Below are 15,540 nucleotides of genomic sequence, written 5' to 3' on the forward strand. Positions count from 1 at the left end.
TGCATGGTCACCTCCCTCCCCCTCCGCGACGGCCGGAGCATCCCCGCCGTCGGCTTCGGCGTCTACAAGGTCGACGACGCCGAGGCCGCCGTCGCCGTCCGCACGGCGCTCGACGCCGGGTACCGCCACGTCGACACGGCCGAGATGTACGGCAACGAGCGCGGCGTCGGAGAGGCGATCCGTGCCTCCCGGCTGGACCGCGACGACGTCTTCGTGACCACCAAGGTGTGGAACGACCACCAGGGTCGCGACGCGACCCTCCGTGCCTTCGACGCGAGCCTCGACCGGCTCGGACTGGACGCCGTCGACCTCTACCTCATCCACTGGCCGGCCGCCGCGAACGACCGGTACGTCGAGACCTGGCGCACCCTCGTCGAGCTGCGCGAGTCGGGGCGCGCGCGGAGCGTCGGGGTGTCGAACTTCCAGGTGCCGCACCTCGAGCGGATCATCGACGACACCGGCGAGGTGCCCGCCGTGAACCAGGTCGAGCGACACCCGTGGCTGCCCCAGCGCGAGCTGATGGCCTTCCACGCGGAGCACGACATCGTGACGGCGGCGTGGTCGCCGCTCGGCCGGGGACGCCTCGTGGACGAACCGGTGCTCACCGCGATCGCCGGGGCGCACGGCGTCAGCGTCGCCCAGGTGCTCGTCCGCTGGAACGTCCAGCAAGGGGTCGTCGTGCTGCCGAAGTCGGTGACGCCGGAGCGCATCCGGTCCAACATCGACGTGGACGGGTTCACGCTCTCCGAGGACGACCTCGCGGCCATCGCCGGCCTCGAGTCCGGGCAGCGGACGGGGTCGCACCCGGACAGCGTGGCGTAGGGGTCAGCTCTCGGGCAGGACGCCGCTGAACGCGAGGACCGCGACCCCGGTCCCGACCACGGCGAGGAAGATGCCGATGACACGGACGAACCGCGGCGTCAGCGGCTTGCCGTTCATGAGTTGATCGCCGCCGATCGACTGCGCCCAGCGGTTGAAGACGGCGATCGTGACCCCCCAGAGCGCCGCGACGACCGCTCCGATGCCGAACCACGTCGCCGCGGTCACTCGCCCCTCCGCCGAGCCAGCTGCTGGCGCAGGTTCCGGACGAACAGGACCTCCATCGCGACGGCGACCGCGGTCAGGACCACGGCGAAGGCGATGTTCAGCGCGCCCTGTCCACGGGAGAACCGGCATGCGGCGGACGCTACTCGCCGGTGCTGGCGGACCCGCCCGCGGAGCGACTCAAGCCGTCCGGTCCTCCTCGGACTGCCACGGCAGGTTCAGGTCGCCCGGCTCGGGCTCCACGTCGCCCGCGTCGTCCGCGCCGCCGGTGCCCGGAGCCGCGACCACGCGCGACGGGTCGATCCCGTCCGCCCGGAGGTCGGCGTCGTCGCGCTGCTCGGTCTGCGCGGCGACGGTCTCCCGCTCGCTCGACGGGCTGTACGAGGTGTCGGCCGCGCGCTGAGTGCGGTCGTCCAGCCCGTCCGCGCCCTCGTGGTGCGCGGCGTCGCGGAGCTCGTCGGTGCGGGCGCGGTCGTCGGAGTGCTCGGGGCCGGGGACGTCGGGGATGCTGTCGCTCATGCGCTGCACAGTAGGCCGCGCGCCTCCGGGCACGGTTCGGTCACGATGTCCGTCATCCGGTTCCCGCCGCACGAGGGTCAGGTCCCCGTCCCACTAGGGTCGGGGCGAGGGGGGACGACGTGGGACGCAGGACCAGGACCAGGACGATCGCGGTGCTCGGCGCGACGGCGGCCGCGGTGCTGGCGCTGAGCGGCTGCTCGCTGTTCGGCGGTGACGACGCCGTGCCCGTGCCGAACCGGACCGCTGCGGCGGCACCCGACGGATGGACGGACGGGACGGCCGAGCCGGTGCCGACGCCGACCCCGACGTCCGTGCTGCCGATCGGCACCGTCGCCGCGGAGACCGACGTCGTCTCGAAGTCGGGCGAGACGAGCCTGCACGTCCGCGTCGTGCAGCGCGCCGAGGGGGTGTTCGCCGCGGAGCTGTCGGACTACCGGACGACGAACCCGCAGCCCATGAGCATCGAGTTCCGACACCGCACGGCGCACTGGGGGGACGGGGACGGCGGGGCGGTCCGGGGCAGTGTGGCGTGGGACACCGGAGCCGGCCCGCCCGACTCCTACACGTTGGACGCCGGCCCACGACCGGACTACCTCGCGAGCGTCGTCCTCGTCCCGGTCGCCGGGGTCGACCCGTCGGAGGGGTTCGCCACGGAGCGTCCGTGGATCGGGTCGGTGCTCGCGGTCGGGGCGCTGGACTGGAACATCCCCAACCCGTACCCGCACCTCCGGGTGACCGTCGGCGATGCCGGCCCGGGTGCCTACGGGACGGTGCAGGACGTCGACGGCACGCCCACCTGGTACCGGGTGTCCCACGGGGACGAGCTCATCACCGTGTCGAAGCGGTTCGGCGTGACACCGGAGCAGTTCGAGTGGATGAACCCCTACCTCGAGCTCACCGATGACCGGTGGCTCGCCGAGAACGACGTCCTCAACGTCTCCCCCGCGAACCGCTGACGTCTCCGGCCTCCGTTACGGTGGTCCAGCACCCGCACCACCTGGAGGTCCCATCGTGACGATCGTCGCCGCCGCAGACGGCTCCGCCCTCGGCAACCCCGGCCCCGCCGGCTGGGCCTGGTACGTCGACGACGACCGCTGGGCGGCGGGTGGCTGGCCGAAGGCGACGAACAACCAGGGCGAACTGACCGCGGTGCTGCAGCTGCTCCGCGCGACGAAGGACACCGGCGAACCGCTGCACATCCTGTGCGACAGCCAGTACGCCATCAAGGCGTGCACCGAGTGGCTCGCGGGCTGGAAGCGCAAGGGCTGGCGGAAGGCCGACGGCAAGCCCGTGCTCAACGTGGAGATCATCAAGGAGCTCGACGCCGAGCTCCAGGGGCGGAAGGTCACGTTCGAGTGGGTCCGCGGCCACGTCGGCCACGAGATGAACGAGGCGGCCGACGTCCGTGCCCGGGGTGCCGCGACGGCCTACCAGAACGGCACCGAGGTCCCCCACGGTCCGGGCTGGCCGGGTGTCGAGGTCACCGAGCCCGAGCCGCTGCCCGAGGCGACCCCGCCCGCGACCCTGTTCTGATGCAGGAGGCGCGGCACCTGGTCGAGTCCCGCCTCCACGACGGCGAGGAACTCCTCTGGGTGGGCCGGAGCGATCCCGGTCGCATGGTCGTCCACGCCGACCGCTTCCTGATCCCGTTCGGCGCGCTCTGGACCGGATTAGTGGCGACCGGGCTCGTCGGCGCAGCCATCGGGTCCGCGCATCCCGCGGTGCTCGTGGCGCTGTCAGCCCTGCTGCTGCTCGGACTGCACGTCCTCGGTGGGCGCTTCCTCGTGAAGCGTCACCGGAAGCGGACGGACGTCTACGCCGTGACCGATCGTCGGGTGCTCGTGACCAACGGCCGCACCACGCGCGAGACGGACGCACGACGGACCGACTGGTACGTCGACCGCACGGAGGGACACGTGACGGTCGAGTGGGACGACATCAGCCACCTCGACACCCTGTTCCTGAACGGGAGCGAATCGGTCCGGCAGTACGCAAACACCGGTCTCGACCTGACGCCCGGTCGCGGCAACTTCGCGCTGTACGACGTCGCGGACGCCGACGCCCTGCTCGCCGCACTGCGCACGACCTCCGGCCGCTGACGTCGGAGCGGTCGCGCGGCCGGAGGTCGGGCCGGGCGCTGGGTCAGTACGTCCCGTCGCGACGGTCCTGCCGGGTGATCTGCTCGCCGGACGCCGGGTCGATCCCGCTCCGTGTGGTCGTCGTGGTGCGGCGACCGCCGAACGCCACCGCGAGGCTGATGATGAGCAGCACGACGCCGGCAGCCATCAGGATGTAGCCGATCAGTCGGAGGTCGACCCCGGCGACCTGGATGTTCAGGGCGAACGCCACGATGGCGCCGATCACGATCAGGGCGATGCTCGATCCGATGCGCATGGCAGGTCCTCTCGACGGGCCCGCTCGCCGGACGGCGCGCGGGCTGCCGCCGAACCTACCCGGACGCCCCGGTGGACGTTCCCCGGCACGGACACGGGCCGGCGTCAGTCGACGTCCACCTCGGCCCACCCGTCGAACCGGCCGATCTCGGTCACCCGCACCACGGCCTCGCCGGTCTCGTCGGAGGCGTCGAGGTTGATCGTCGCCGAGAACCCGAAGTCGCGGTCCCCCGACGGGTCGGCGAACGTCTGCCGAGCGCGCCACGTCCGGGACCCCTCGGACAGCTGCAGGTACTGCATCGACCGGGCGTCGGCGTCGGTGCCGATGGCGTCGTGCTCCTCGTAGTACTCCTCGAGCACGTCGTCCCACGCGTCGCGCCCGAACCCGGCCGCGCCGTCGAGTGCAGCCAACCCGTCCACGTCGTCGGCGGCGGCGAGCAGCACCCGCTGGAACAGGGCGTTGCGGACGAGCACGCGGAAGGCGCGGACGTTCCCGGTGAGCCGCGCGGGCTGCGGCGGCGCGATCTCCTCGTGCTCGGCCTCGGCGAGCGCGACGTCCCCGTTGAGGAGCGCCTCCCACTCGTCGACGAGCGAGGAGTCGGTCTGCTTGACGACCTCGCCGAGCCACTCGATGAGGTCGTCGAGCTCGGGGGTGCGCTGTTCCTCGGTGATCGTCTGGCGCATGGTGCGGTAGGCGTCCGACAGGTAGCGGAGGACGAGTCCCTCGGAGCGGGTGAGCTGGTAGAACCGCACGAAGTCGCCGAAGGTCATGGCGCGCTCGTACATGTCCCGGACGACCGCCTTGGGCGAGAGCTGGAAGTCGAGGACCCACGGCTGTTCGGCGGCGTAGGCCTCGTAGGCGGCCGTCAGCAGCTCGTCGAGCGGCTTGGGCCAGGTGACCTCCTCGAGCAGCTCCATCCGCTCCTCGTACTCGATGCCCTCGCGCTTCATGCGGGCGACCTCTTCGCCGCGCTCCTTGAACTGCTGCTGCGCGAGGATCGCCCGCGGGTCGTCGAGGGTCGCCTCGACGATCGACACCATGTCGAGCGCGTAGGTCGGTGACTCCGGGTCGAGCAGCTCGAACGCGGCGAGGGCGAACGGAGACAGCGGCTGGTTGAGCGCGAAGTTCGGTGCGACGTCGACCGTCAACCGGTACTCGCCGTCGACCTTCTCGATCACCCGGGCGTTGATGAGCGTCCGCGCGATCGTGAGGGCCCGCCGGGCCATCGCGAGTTGCCGGGCCCGGGGCTCGTGGTTGTCGAACACGAGCGACCGGACGTCCTCGAAGGGGGAACCGCCGCGCGCCACGACGGAGAGCACCATCGCGTGCGTGATCCGCATGCGGGACACCATCGGCTCGGGCTCGGCCGCGATGAGCTTCTCGAAGGAGGCCTGCCCCCACGAGACGAACCCGTCCGGCGCCTTCTTCCGCTTGATCTTCCCCTTCTTCTTGGGGTCGTCCCCGGCCTTCGCGATCGCGCGGGCGTTCTCGATGTCGTGCTCCGGCGCCTCGGCGACGACGTCGCCCTCGGTGTCGTACCCGGCGCGGCCTGCACGTCCGGCGATCTGGTGGAACTCGCGTGCGGAGAGCTGCCGCATCTTCGTCCCGTCGAACTTCGTCAGGCCGGTGAACAGCACGGCGCGGATCGGCACGTTGATGCCGACGCCGAGGGTGTCCGTGCCGCAGATGACCGGCAGGAGTCCCCGCTGCGCGAGCTGCTCGACGAGCCTCCGGTACTTCGGCAGCATGCCCGCGTGGTGGACGCCGATGCCCGCGCGGATGAGCTTGGAGAGGGTCTGCCCGAACCCGGCACTGAAGCGGAAGCCCGCGATGGCCGCGGCGATCTCGTCGCGACGCTCGCGACTGGCGACGCGGGCGGAGAGGAGCGCCTGCGCCCGCTCGAGCGCGGCCGCCTGGGCGAAGTGGACGATGTAGACCGGGGCCTTGCCCTCCTCGAGCAGCCGTTCGACGGTCTCCTGCACGGGCGTCATGACGTACTCGTAGGACAGCGGCACCGGCCGCGAGACGCCGGTCACGCGGGCCGTCGGCCGTCCGGTCCGTCGGGAGAGGTCGTCGGCGATGGTGGTGACGTCACCGAGCGTGGCGGACATGAGGAGGAACTGCGCCCGCTCCAGCACGAGCAGCGGGACCTGCCACGCCCACCCGCGGTCGGGGTCGCCGTAGAAGTGGAACTCGTCCATGACGACGACGTCGACCTCGGCGTCGGGGCCCTGCCGGAGCGCGAGGTTCGCGAGGATCTCGGCCGTGCAGCACACGATCGGGGCGTCCGCGTTGACGCTCGAGTCGCCGGTCACCATGCCGACGTTCTGCGCGCCGAAGAGGTCGACGAGCTGGAAGAACTTCTCGGAGACGAGGGCCTTGATCGGCGCCGTGTAGTAGCTCCGCTTCCCCTCGGCGAGCGCGGCGAAGTGGGCGCCGGCCGCGACGAGCGACTTCCCGGTGCCGGTGGGGGTCGACAGGACGACGTTGGCACCCGACACGAGTTCGATGACCGCCTCGTCCTGCGCCGGGTACAGCGGACGGCCGCCATCGGCGGCCCACGCGGCGAACGCCTCGTAGACGGCGTCCGGGTCGACGACACCGTCGACCGCCGCCGGCAGGGCGGCGACGAGCGGGGGCTGGGTGGTGACGTCGGTCATGCGTCCATCCTCCCAGGTGCGGACGGGGCGGCCGGGAGGCGCGGTGCGGGCCCGCCCTGCGCCTCCAGTCCGGATCGTGCCGAGCCGCAGACCCTGCTCCATACGCGCGCATAGACTCGCGACATGCGCGAACTCGGCTTCCTCTCCTTCGTCCCGAACCACGGTGGCACCGCAGGTGCCGCTGGAGCGCTTGAGGACGGCCTGCGGCTCTTCGCCGCTGCCGAGTCGTTCGGCTACGGCACCGGGTGGGTCCGCGGTCGCCACTTCGAACCGTTCCTGACGAGCCCGATGACGTTCTTCGCCGCCGCGGCGCAGCGGACGAGCACGATCGGCTTCGGCACCGCGGTCCTCGGCATGCGGTACGAGGACCCGGTCCGGCTCGCGGAGGACGCCAGCACCGTCGACCTGCTGAGCGGCGGCCGTGTGCAGCTCGGGATCAGCACGGGCATCGCCGGGTACGGGCCGATCCTCGACCCCGTGTTCGGCGCAGTCGACCGGAGCTTCCGCGACGAGGCCGAGGCGCGCGCCGCCCGGCTGCTCGAGGTCCTGCAGGGCGAGCCACTCGGCACAGCCGGGAAGGGCTACGAGAGCATCCCTGCCGGAGCGGACCTCGCGCTGCAGCCGCTCAGCCCGGGTCTGCGCGACCGCGTGTGGTGGGGCGGGGGCAGCCTGGGCACCGCGGTCCGCACCGCCGAGAAGGGCCTGCTGCTGCACTGCTCGACGCTCAACACCGAGGACACGGGCGCCCCGTTCGCCGAGGCGCAGGCGGACCAGATCACCGCCTACCGGGAGCGCTTCGCCGAGTTGCAGGCCGCCGGCCAGCACACGGGCCGCACGCCGAAGGTCGCGGTCGGGCGCATCGTCGTCCCACTGCTCGACGACCACGACCGGGCGGTGCACGAGGAGTTCCTGACCGGCTACGCCTCCGGGATGGACGACGCGGGCCGACCCCACTCCGGCCCGCCCTTCCGCTTCAGCAAGGTCCTGTCCGGCTCGGTGGCGGAGATCATCGACGCGCTGCTCGCCGACCCGGCCGTGGCGTCGACCGACGAACTCGTGATCACCCTGCCCGCGAACGGCGATGCCGCATCGCACGAGCGGATCCTCCGGATCGTCGCCGAGGAGATCGCGCCGGCGCTCCGCACGGCCGACTGATCCCGGGCGGCTGTCGTGCGCTGACCGCGCCGCGGACGCTCGGCCGGATGGCATCCGGCGGGGCCCGTGTCGGGCTGGTGAGTTCCCCGGGCCCCTGGCCGGATGACCATCCCGTTCCTGATCCGCACGGGATGGTCTGCCCATCGTTGCACTCGGCGTCCGGGTTGTCACACCGAGTCTGCGGATTCCGGCCCGACAAGGTGAAGCTTCTTCACCGTCGCGACGCCGACCCGACAATCCGTGCGACCCACTCGACCGCGAACGCCGCGACCACGACCACGACCACCGCGACGCCCCGGAAGAGCGCCTCGGAACGACGAATGCGTCCCCGCGCGAGCGCGGGGACGCATCCTGACACACCGGCGTCATCGGGGCTGACCGATCGGATCAGGAGACCGGCTCGCTCACACGTCGACGCCGTTGATGGTGTGTACGCGACCGGTAACCAGCCGGAACACGCGGATCCATGTTACTGAACGAGGCGCCGCGTGGTGCGGATTCCGGATGGGGTCACTGCTCCAGTTCGAGGGTCGCGGTGCCGGCCACGTCCACGACGGACGCGCCGACGTGCAGCGTGAAGGAGCCGGGCTCGTACGCCCAGGCACCGTCCCAGTGCGCGAACGCCCGCGCCGGGACCTCGATCGACACCTCGGTCGAGGCGCCCGCAGCGAGGCGGACCGGTGCGAACCCGACGAGCCAGCGGACCGGCCGGTCGACCATCGACTCCGCCCGCGAGGCGTACACCTGCACGACGTGCTTGCCTGCGCGGTCGCCCGTGTTCGCGACGGTCGCGGTGACGATCACGGCGTCGCCCTCGCGGACGGTCGGGGTCGCGGCCACACCGTCGATGCTCCACGTCGTGTAGCCGAGGCCGTGGCCGAACGGGTACGCCGGCTCGGTGCCCGCGCGGAGCCAGGCCCGGTAGCCGATGTGCACGCCCTCGTCGTAGGCGACCTCGCCGTCGACCGGGGTGACGTTCGACACCGGAGTGTCCTCGAGCGTCGCGGGCCAGGTGGTGGGGAGTCGTCCGCCGGGTTCCGCGGCACCGGTCAGCACGTCGGCGAGGGCGTTGCCGTACTCCTGCCCACCGAACCAGGTCAGGAGCACCGCGGCGACGTCGTCCCGCCACGGCATCTCGACCGGGGAACCGGAGTTGACGACCACGACGGTGTTCGGGTTCGCGGCGGCCACGGCCCGGACGAGGTCGTCCTGGTGCCCGGGGAGCGCGAGCGAGTCGCGGTCGTAGCCCTCGGACTCGACCTTGCTGTTCGTGCCGACGACCACCACGGCGACGTCGGCGCCGGCCGCGGTCCGGACGGCCTCCTCGATCAGGACGGCCGGGTCGGCGTCGCTCGGCTCGGTGCCGAACTGGTACGCGAGCACCCCGCCGAGCGTCTCGTCCTGCACGACGTCGTACTCGATCCGGATCGCGAGGTGCTGCCCCGCCTCGACCTCGACGGGCACCGAGCGCGCCGGCGGGTTGAGGAAGGCCGCGCCGAGCTGGTCACCCTCCGAGCCGACGACCTCGTCGAGGACGAGCTCGCCGTCGATCCACATCCGGGAGTGCCCGGTGGCCCCGATGCCGATCCGGACCGTGCCGGTCGAGGGTGCGGTGTAGGTCGTCGTGATGTCGAGCCGGTCGGCCTCACGGGTCGGGGCGTCGCCGCCGAACCAGAACAGCGCGGTGGCCCGGCGGTCCTCGACGTACAGCTCGGCGCCGTCGCGGACGAACGCGACCCGGGCGCCGGGCGCACCGGTCGACGGGTTCGTGATCGTCGACAGCGGGAACTCCGCGATCCCCTCCTGCACGACCGCACCCATGGCGTAGTCCACCGAGGCGCCGGGGAACGCGGCGCGGATGCCCTCGACGGGGGTCACCACGTGCGACGGCACGACGGTGGCCGACCCGCCGCCCTGGCTGCGGGCCTGGTCGGCGTTGTGCCCGATGAGGGCGATGCGGGACACGGCGGCCCGGTCGATCGGCAGGACGCCGGTGTTGCGGACGAGGACCGTGCCCTCGGCCTCGGCCTCACGGACGAACGCGACACCGTCCTCCACGTGGACGGGATGCGCGGCGACGGGTTCGAAGCCCTCGAGCGCACCGACGCGGGCGGCGAGGGTGAGGATGCGGCGGACCTTGCGGTCGATCGCGTGCTCCGGCACGGAACCGTCCCGCACGGCGGCGAGCAACGGCCCCTCGCTCCACCACGGGTTCGGCCCGGGCATCGCGACGTCCTGGGACGCCGTGGCCGCGTCGACCGAGCGCACGCCGGTCCAGTCGGAGACGACGATCCCGTCGAAGCCCCACTCGGAGTTGAGGGGCGTCTCGAGGAGGTCGTTCTCGGACGCGGTGACACCGTTGATCGCGTTGTACGACGACATGATCGCCCAGGCATGGGCCTCGGTGACGGCCTTCTCGAACGCGAGGAGGTAGAGCTCGCGGAGCGCCCGGTCGGACACCTCGGTCGAGGCGGTGAAGCGGTCGGTCTCGTAGTCGTTCGCGACGTAGTGCTTCGGGGTCGCGGCGACGCCGTTCTCCTGCACGCCCTCGACGTAGGACGCGGCGAGGTCCGCGGTGAGGACCGGGTCCTCGCTGAAGGCCTCGAAGTGGCGGCCGCCGAGGGGCGAGCGGTGCAGGTTGATGGTCGGTCCGAGGACCACGTCGACGCCCTTGCGCCGGGCCTCGACCGCAGCGGCGGCGCCGTAGCGCTTCGCGATCGCCCGGTCCCAGCTCGCCGACAGCGCGGTCGCGGACGGGAGGTTGAGCGACGGGTCGCGCTCGTCCCACACCTCGCCACGGACGCCGGAGGGGCCGTCCGACATGAGGATGCGGCGCAGCCCGATCTTCTCGATCGGCCAGGTCGTCCAGAAGTCACGTCCGGTGAGCAGCTGCACCTTCTCCTCGGTCGTCAGCTGTTCGAGGAGCGCCTCGATGCGCTCGGTGAGCGGACGGGAGGCGGTGCTCACGGTCTGCGTGTCGGTCACGATGGGTGGGTCCTTTCGTCGGTCGGCGAGCGTCAGCGCACGCCGCGGATGCGGGAGACGGAGGCGATGCCGAGCAGGCCGACCACCGCTCCGGTGATGAAGAAGCCGCTGTAGCCGCCGGTCAGGGCGATCACACCGGGGGCGGCCGCGGGGACGATCGACTGCGGGAGCGCCTGGGCGATGTTCACGACACCGAGGTCCTTCGCGTTGTCCTCGTCGCTGGGCAGGACGTCGGTGATCAGCGCGAGGTCGACCGCGTAGAAGACGCCCATGCCGGCGCCCATCACGAACTCGCCGACGAGCACCGTCGACAGCGACGGCGCCAGTGCGATGAGCACCAGGCCGACGACCCCGACGACGCCGGCGACCGCGACGAAGAGCTTCCGCCGTCCGAGCCGGTCGGAAAGCCACCCGGCGACGAGCGAGGTGAGGACGATGCCGACGACGTTCCAGAGCGTGCCCTGGAAGACCGCGTTGGCGAGGTCCGCCTCGTTCACCCCGATGTCGTCGCGCAGGAAGTACGTCAGGTACGAGACCGCCGTGTACTGGGCCGCGACCATCATGAAGCGGGTGAGCCAGGCCCAACCGAGGTCGGGGTGCTTGACCGGGTTGAACACGAACGAGCCGAAGAGCTGGCCCACGCCGAGCTTCGACGTCGGCCGGTCCACGAGCACGCGGTCCCGGAAGAGCACGGCGTAGAGGACGACCACGGCGGATCCGATCGCCCCGGGGACGATCATCTGCGTGGCGGACGTCGAGAAGAGCTGCACGAGGAACGTCCCGCCGACCAGCGCGAGGTTCTGCGCCAGTCCGAGGAGCGCGGCGACGCGACCGCGCTGCGAGCGCGTGACGTGGTCCGGCATGACCGCGGTGAGCGCCGCGATCGTGGCGTTGTACGCGACCTGCGCGACGCCCCAGGCGACGACGAGCACGACGACGGAGGACGTCGTGGCGACGACGACGAGGGCTGCGAAGCCGACCACCGTGCCACCGATGATCCACGGACGGCGCATGCCGAGCCTCCCGGCGGTCCGGTCGCTGAAGCGACCCGCCAGCGGGTTGGCGACCATCGCGGCGAACGCGCCGATGCCGAGGGCGGTGCCGAGCACGCCCGCCTGGTCCTGCGGCGCGATCTCGGCGACCTTGAGCGCCATCGCGACCAGCACGGGCGGCAGGAGGGCGATGAACAGGCCGAACATCGCGATCGGCATGCCGAGCGTGTACATCAGCGGGTTGCCGCGACCGTGCGTGGGGGCGACTGCGGTCGGGGTGTCGGCCATGGTCAGGGCGTCGTTGGCCACTGGGTCCTTCTTCCGGGTACGCCACCGTCGTCGGTGACTCGCACGCCTTCCTCGGCGGCTGCGCCCACGGTAGCACGCAAAACCTACTTGTAGTTGGTTTTACCGGTCCCCACCGAGCGGTATGGTCACCGCATGGCACGACGGGGTTCGTACGCAAAGGGCATCGCGAAGCGTGAGGAGATCCTCTCGATCGCGCTCGACCTCGTCGCCGTGAACGGCTTCCGCCGGACGAGCATCAAGGACATCGCCGACGCCGTGGGGCTCACCCAGGCCGGGCTGCTGCACTACTTCGACTCGAAGGACGAGCTCTGGGTCGAGGTCCTCAAGCGCCGCGACGAGATCGACGACGCCCACGACTGGCACGCCTCGGACCCGGCCGCGCTCCTCGCCGCCGTGGTGCGCCACAACGCCGAGGTCCCCGGGCTCGTCCAGATGTTCGTCAACCTGTCCGCCGCTGCAGCCACCGACCCGGAGCACGCGGCGCACGCCTACTTCCAGCAGCGGTACGAGACGGGCCGGACCACGATGGCCCGACAGCTGCGCGAGATGCAGGGAGACGGTCGGCTCCGCCCGGACGTCGACGCCGAGGCGCTCGCCAGCGTGATGCTCGCGGTGTCCGACGGCATGCAGATCCAGTGGCTCTACGACCCGACGCGGGACATGGCCGAGCACGTCGAGCTCGTCGCGGCGCTGGCGATCACGCAGGCCGCGACGAAGGTCAGCGGCTGACCGACCGGAGCTCCGGGAACCGGTCCTCGCGCCACTCCCCCTCGGCCGGCGCCCCGCTCGCGGCCGCGCGTTCCTCGCGCTCCCGCAGTTCGACGCGGCGGATCTTGCCCGAGATGGTCTTCGGCAGCTCCGCGAACTCGACGCGGCGGACCCTGGCGTAGGCGGGCAGCACGGCTCGGGCGTGCTGCAGGACCTGCAGGGCGGTGTCGGCGTCGGGCTCCCAGCCTGCGGCGAGCGTGACGTACGCCTTGACGATGTTGAGCCGGGCCGCGTCCGGGGCCGGGACGACCGCGCTCTCGGCGACGGCCGGGTGCTGCAGCAGGGCGCTCTCGACCTCGAACGGCGAGACCTTGTAGTCCGAGGACTTGAACACGTCGTCGGTGCGGCCGATGAACGTGAGCTGCCCGTCGGCGTCACGCGCAGCGATGTCCCCGGTGTGGAAGAACCCGTCGCGCATCGCGTCGTCGGTGCGGGCGGGGTCGCCGAGGTAGCCCGACATGAGGTTCACCGGCCGCTCCGCGAGGTCGAGGCAGATCTCGCCCTCGTCGGCCTCCGTGCCGGTGAGCGGGTCGAGGAGGACGACCTCGACGCCCGGCAGCGGGGTGCCCATCGCGCCGGGGGTCACCGGGGCGCCGGGCGGGTTGCCGATGATCGCCGTCGTCTCGGTCTGGCCGTAGCCGTCGCGGATCGTGAGGCCCCACGCGTCGGACACCCGCGCGATCACCTCGGGGTTGAGCGGCTCGCCGGCGGAGACGACCTCGCGGAGTGCCCGGGGCCGTGCTCCGAGGTCGCCCTGCAGCAGCATCCGCCAGGCGGTCGGCGGAGCGCAGAACGAGGTGACGCCGTGCTCGTCGAGCGCGGCGAGCAGCGCCACCGGGTCGAAGCGCGGGGTGTCGTGGACGAAGACGGTCGCCTCGGCGATGAACGGCGCGAAGAAGCAGCTCCACGCGTGCTTGCCCCATCCCGGCGAGCTGATCGCCAGGTGCACGTCGCCCGGCCGGACCCCGATCCAGTGCATCGTGCTGAGGTGGCCGACCGGGTACGAGGTCTGCGAGTGCACGACCATCTTCGGCTTCGACGTGGTCCCCGACGTGAAGTACACCAGGCACGGGTCGGTCGACCGCGTACGGACGACGGGTCGTACCTCGTCCGCCGGGGCGGGCTCGCCGAGGTCGGTCGGGTAGGTCGTCCAGCCGTCGACCGCCCCGCCGACGACGATGCGCGAGAACCCGCCGTGCACGTCGTCGAACTTCGCGGTCTCGGTGCCGTTCGTGACGACGTGCGCCACCGCACCGCGGTCGACGCGGTCCTGCAGGTCGGCGGTGTCGAGCATGGTCGTCGTCGGGAGGATCACCGCGCCGACCTTCATGACCGCGAGCATCGTCTCCCAGATCTCGAGCTGGTTGCCGAGCATGAGCAGCACGTGGTCGCCCTTGCGCACGCCGTGCGCGTGCAGGAACGCCGCGAGGCGGTCCGACCGGGCCGCGAGCTCGGCGTAGCTGAAACGCCGGTCACGGTCCGCGTCCACGAGGTGGAGCGCGGTGCGGTCGTTGTCGTGCGCGATGACGTCGAACCAGTCGTCGGCCCAGTTGAACGTCTCGCCGACGTCGGGCCAGGTGAACCCGGAGCGGGCGTCCGCGGCGGAGGGCGCGTCGAGGAGCTGGTCGCGGGCGGCACGGAAGGCGGCGGTCACGTCGGGGGAGGACACCAGATGATCATGCCCGATCACGCTGCGCCGTCGTTGACCGAGCGGGTGCGGCACGCTCCCGCGCACCGGCCGGGAGGCCCGTGGAGCGTCCGGCGGACAGGTACCGTCCGTGCCTGTATGCGTCCACCCCTCGGCGGGCAGGATGGTCCGGTACGAACACTCGACGAAGAGGAGACGCGATGACACGCGTGGTGGTCACCGGAGGCAGCGGGAAGCTCGGACGGGCCGTGGTCCGGCACCTGGACGAGCACGGGTACGACGTGGTGCTGGTCGACCGGGTCCCGTCCCCGGACAAGCCCGAGCGGGTGCCGTTCATCCGCACCGACCTCACCGACCACGGACAGGTCCTGAACGTGCTGCTCGGCGTGGACGACCGGTACGACCACGTCGACGCCGTGGTGCACCTCGCCGCGGTCCCCGCACCCGGCCAGGTGCCGGACGTGGCGCTCATCACGAACAACGTCACGTCGTCGATCAACGTCTTCCACGCCGCTCGTCAGGCGCGCATCAAGAACGTGGTGTGGGCGTCGAGCGAGACCCTGCTCGGCATCCCGATGGGCGAACACCACCCGCCGTACCTGCCGGTCGACGAGGAGTTCCCGGTCCGCCCGCAGTCCTCGTACTCGCTCGGCAAGGCCGTCGAGGAGGAGATGGCCCGCCACTTCACCCGGTGGGACCCGGAGCTCAAGATGATCGGCCTGCGGTTCTCGAACGTGATGGACGAGACCGACTACCCGTCCTTCCCGTGGGACGCCACCCCGGAAGCGAAGACCTTCAACCTGTGGTCGTACATCGACTCACGGGACGGCGCCCAGGCGGTCCGCCGTGCGCTCGAGGCCGACCTGACCGGGTTCGAGGCGTTCGTCATCGCGAACACCGACACCGTGATGGACACCCCGACCATCGAGCTCGTCGAGCGGTTCGTCCCGGACATCGAGCGCCGGAGCGACATCGACGGCGTCAGCTCGCTGCTGTCGAGCGAGAAGGCCCGCGAGTTGCTCGGCTTCGTGCCCGAGCACAGCTGGCGCGACCACCGCGCCTGAGC

Annotated in this window: 14 protein-coding genes; 7 read left to right on the plus strand and 7 right to left on the minus strand. The window is 71.7% G+C overall.

Features of this window, described 5'->3' with window-relative positions; genetic code table 11:
• Positions 1 to 3 precede the first annotated feature (3 nt).
• Positions 4 to 822 (plus strand): aldo/keto reductase, encoded by an 819-nt coding sequence (locus tag MON03_RS14275; protein WP_242089064.1) that lies wholly within the window; start codon positions 4 to 6, stop codon positions 820 to 822.
• A 3-nt stretch (positions 823 to 825) separates the two neighbouring features.
• Here the strand turns inward: MON03_RS14275 and MON03_RS14280 are convergent, their stop codons facing one another.
• Positions 826 to 1,047 carry a hypothetical protein gene (locus MON03_RS14280; protein ID WP_242089065.1) on the minus strand — a complete coding sequence of 74 codons (222 nt, stop codon included), beginning with the start codon at positions 1,045 to 1,047 and terminating at the stop codon, positions 826 to 828.
• A 177-nt stretch (positions 1,048 to 1,224) separates the two neighbouring features.
• Positions 1,225 to 1,563, minus strand: a complete 339-nt coding sequence (locus MON03_RS14285) for a hypothetical protein (protein ID WP_022904478.1) — start codon at positions 1,561 to 1,563, stop codon at positions 1,225 to 1,227.
• 119 nt (positions 1,564 to 1,682) lie between these two features.
• On the opposite strand from MON03_RS14285, the gene MON03_RS14290 reads away from it, so the two are divergent.
• Genes MON03_RS14290 through MON03_RS14300 form a run of 3 tightly spaced genes read left to right on the plus strand, consistent with a single transcriptional unit; the run spans position 1,683 to position 3,662 of the window.
• On the plus strand, positions 1,683 to 2,519 hold the full coding sequence (locus MON03_RS14290; RefSeq protein WP_242089066.1) for a LysM peptidoglycan-binding domain-containing protein: 837 nt from the start codon (positions 1,683 to 1,685) through the stop codon (positions 2,517 to 2,519).
• A gap of 55 nt (positions 2,520 to 2,574) precedes the next feature.
• Positions 2,575 to 3,096 carry a ribonuclease H family protein gene (locus MON03_RS14295; protein WP_022904476.1) on the plus strand — a complete coding sequence of 174 codons (522 nt, stop codon included), beginning with the start codon at positions 2,575 to 2,577 and terminating at the stop codon, positions 3,094 to 3,096.
• Positions 3,096 to 3,662, plus strand: coding sequence for a hypothetical protein (locus MON03_RS14300; protein WP_242089067.1), 567 nt, complete (start codon positions 3,096 to 3,098; stop codon positions 3,660 to 3,662). The genes MON03_RS14295 and MON03_RS14300 overlap by 1 nt, the downstream gene beginning before the upstream one ends.
• Before the next feature lie 43 nt (positions 3,663 to 3,705).
• Here MON03_RS14300 and MON03_RS14305 read toward each other — a convergent pair whose 3' ends face one another.
• On the minus strand, positions 3,706 to 3,957 hold the full coding sequence (locus MON03_RS14305) for a DUF6458 family protein (RefSeq protein ID WP_058725573.1): 252 nt from the start codon (positions 3,955 to 3,957) through the stop codon (positions 3,706 to 3,708).
• Positions 3,958 to 4,061: 104 nt separating this feature from the next.
• Positions 4,062 to 6,617: a DEAD/DEAH box helicase gene (locus MON03_RS14310; RefSeq protein ID WP_242089068.1), complete on the minus strand. Its 2,556-nt coding sequence runs from the start codon at positions 6,615 to 6,617 to the stop codon at positions 4,062 to 4,064.
• 123 nt (positions 6,618 to 6,740) lie between these two features.
• Here MON03_RS14310 and MON03_RS14315 point away from each other — a divergent pair, with 123 nt between their 5' ends.
• Entirely contained in the window at positions 6,741 to 7,772 is a 1,032-nt protein-coding gene (locus MON03_RS14315; RefSeq protein ID WP_242089070.1) for an LLM class flavin-dependent oxidoreductase, read from the plus strand.
• A gap of 510 nt (positions 7,773 to 8,282) precedes the next feature.
• On the opposite strand, the gene MON03_RS14320 is transcribed toward MON03_RS14315, so the two are convergent.
• The gene (locus MON03_RS14320; RefSeq protein ID WP_242089072.1) at positions 8,283 to 10,757 is read right to left on the minus strand and encodes a beta-glucosidase; all 2,475 of its coding nucleotides are present in this window, start codon (positions 10,755 to 10,757) and stop codon (positions 8,283 to 8,285) included.
• Between the two features lie 32 nt (positions 10,758 to 10,789).
• Complete coding sequence (locus tag MON03_RS14325) at positions 10,790 to 12,058, minus strand: MFS transporter (protein ID WP_242089074.1); 1,269 nt, start codon at positions 12,056 to 12,058, stop codon at positions 10,790 to 10,792.
• Between the two features lie 132 nt (positions 12,059 to 12,190).
• Between MON03_RS14325 and MON03_RS14330 the strand changes: the two genes are divergently transcribed.
• The gene (locus MON03_RS14330; RefSeq protein ID WP_022904996.1) at positions 12,191 to 12,787 is read left to right on the plus strand and encodes a TetR/AcrR family transcriptional regulator; all 597 of its coding nucleotides are present in this window, start codon (positions 12,191 to 12,193) and stop codon (positions 12,785 to 12,787) included.
• Here MON03_RS14330 and MON03_RS14335 read toward each other — a convergent pair.
• Positions 12,777 to 14,495, minus strand: coding sequence for an AMP-binding protein (locus MON03_RS14335; protein WP_242089075.1), 1,719 nt, complete (start codon positions 14,493 to 14,495; stop codon positions 12,777 to 12,779). The two genes, MON03_RS14330 and MON03_RS14335, sit on opposite strands and share 11 nt — an antisense overlap.
• Before the next feature lie 179 nt (positions 14,496 to 14,674).
• Between MON03_RS14335 and MON03_RS14340 the strand changes: the two genes are divergently transcribed.
• A complete protein-coding gene (locus MON03_RS14340; protein ID WP_022904994.1) occupies positions 14,675 to 15,538 on the plus strand; it encodes an NAD-dependent epimerase/dehydratase family protein in 864 nt (287 codons plus the stop codon).
• The last annotated feature ends 2 nt before the right edge of the window (positions 15,539 to 15,540 follow it).

This window comes from Curtobacterium sp. DN_7.5 (assembly GCF_022655355.1).
In the GTDB taxonomy this organism is placed as follows: domain Bacteria; phylum Actinomycetota; class Actinomycetes; order Actinomycetales; family Microbacteriaceae; genus Curtobacterium; species Curtobacterium luteum.

Excerpts from the sequence above, each read along its gene's own strand:
- MON03_RS14275 (WP_242089064.1), top strand. The coding sequence starts at position 4 with ATGGTCACCTCCCTCCCCCTCCGCGACGGCCGGAGCATCCCCGCCGTC.
- MON03_RS14285 (WP_022904478.1), bottom strand. The coding sequence starts at position 1,563 with ATGAGCGACAGCATCCCCGACGTCCCCGGCCCCGAGCACTCCGACGAC.
- MON03_RS14300 (WP_242089067.1), top strand. The coding sequence starts at position 3,096 with ATGCAGGAGGCGCGGCACCTGGTCGAGTCCCGCCTCCACGACGGCGAG.
- MON03_RS14305 (WP_058725573.1), bottom strand. The coding sequence starts at position 3,957 with ATGCGCATCGGATCGAGCATCGCCCTGATCGTGATCGGCGCCATCGTG.
- MON03_RS14310 (WP_242089068.1), bottom strand. The coding sequence starts at position 6,617 with ATGACCGACGTCACCACCCAGCCCCCGCTCGTCGCCGCCCTGCCGGCG.
- MON03_RS14315 (WP_242089070.1), top strand. The coding sequence starts at position 6,741 with ATGCGCGAACTCGGCTTCCTCTCCTTCGTCCCGAACCACGGTGGCACC.
- MON03_RS14330 (WP_022904996.1), top strand. The coding sequence starts at position 12,191 with ATGGCACGACGGGGTTCGTACGCAAAGGGCATCGCGAAGCGTGAGGAG.
- MON03_RS14340 (WP_022904994.1), top strand. The coding sequence starts at position 14,675 with ATGACACGCGTGGTGGTCACCGGAGGCAGCGGGAAGCTCGGACGGGCC.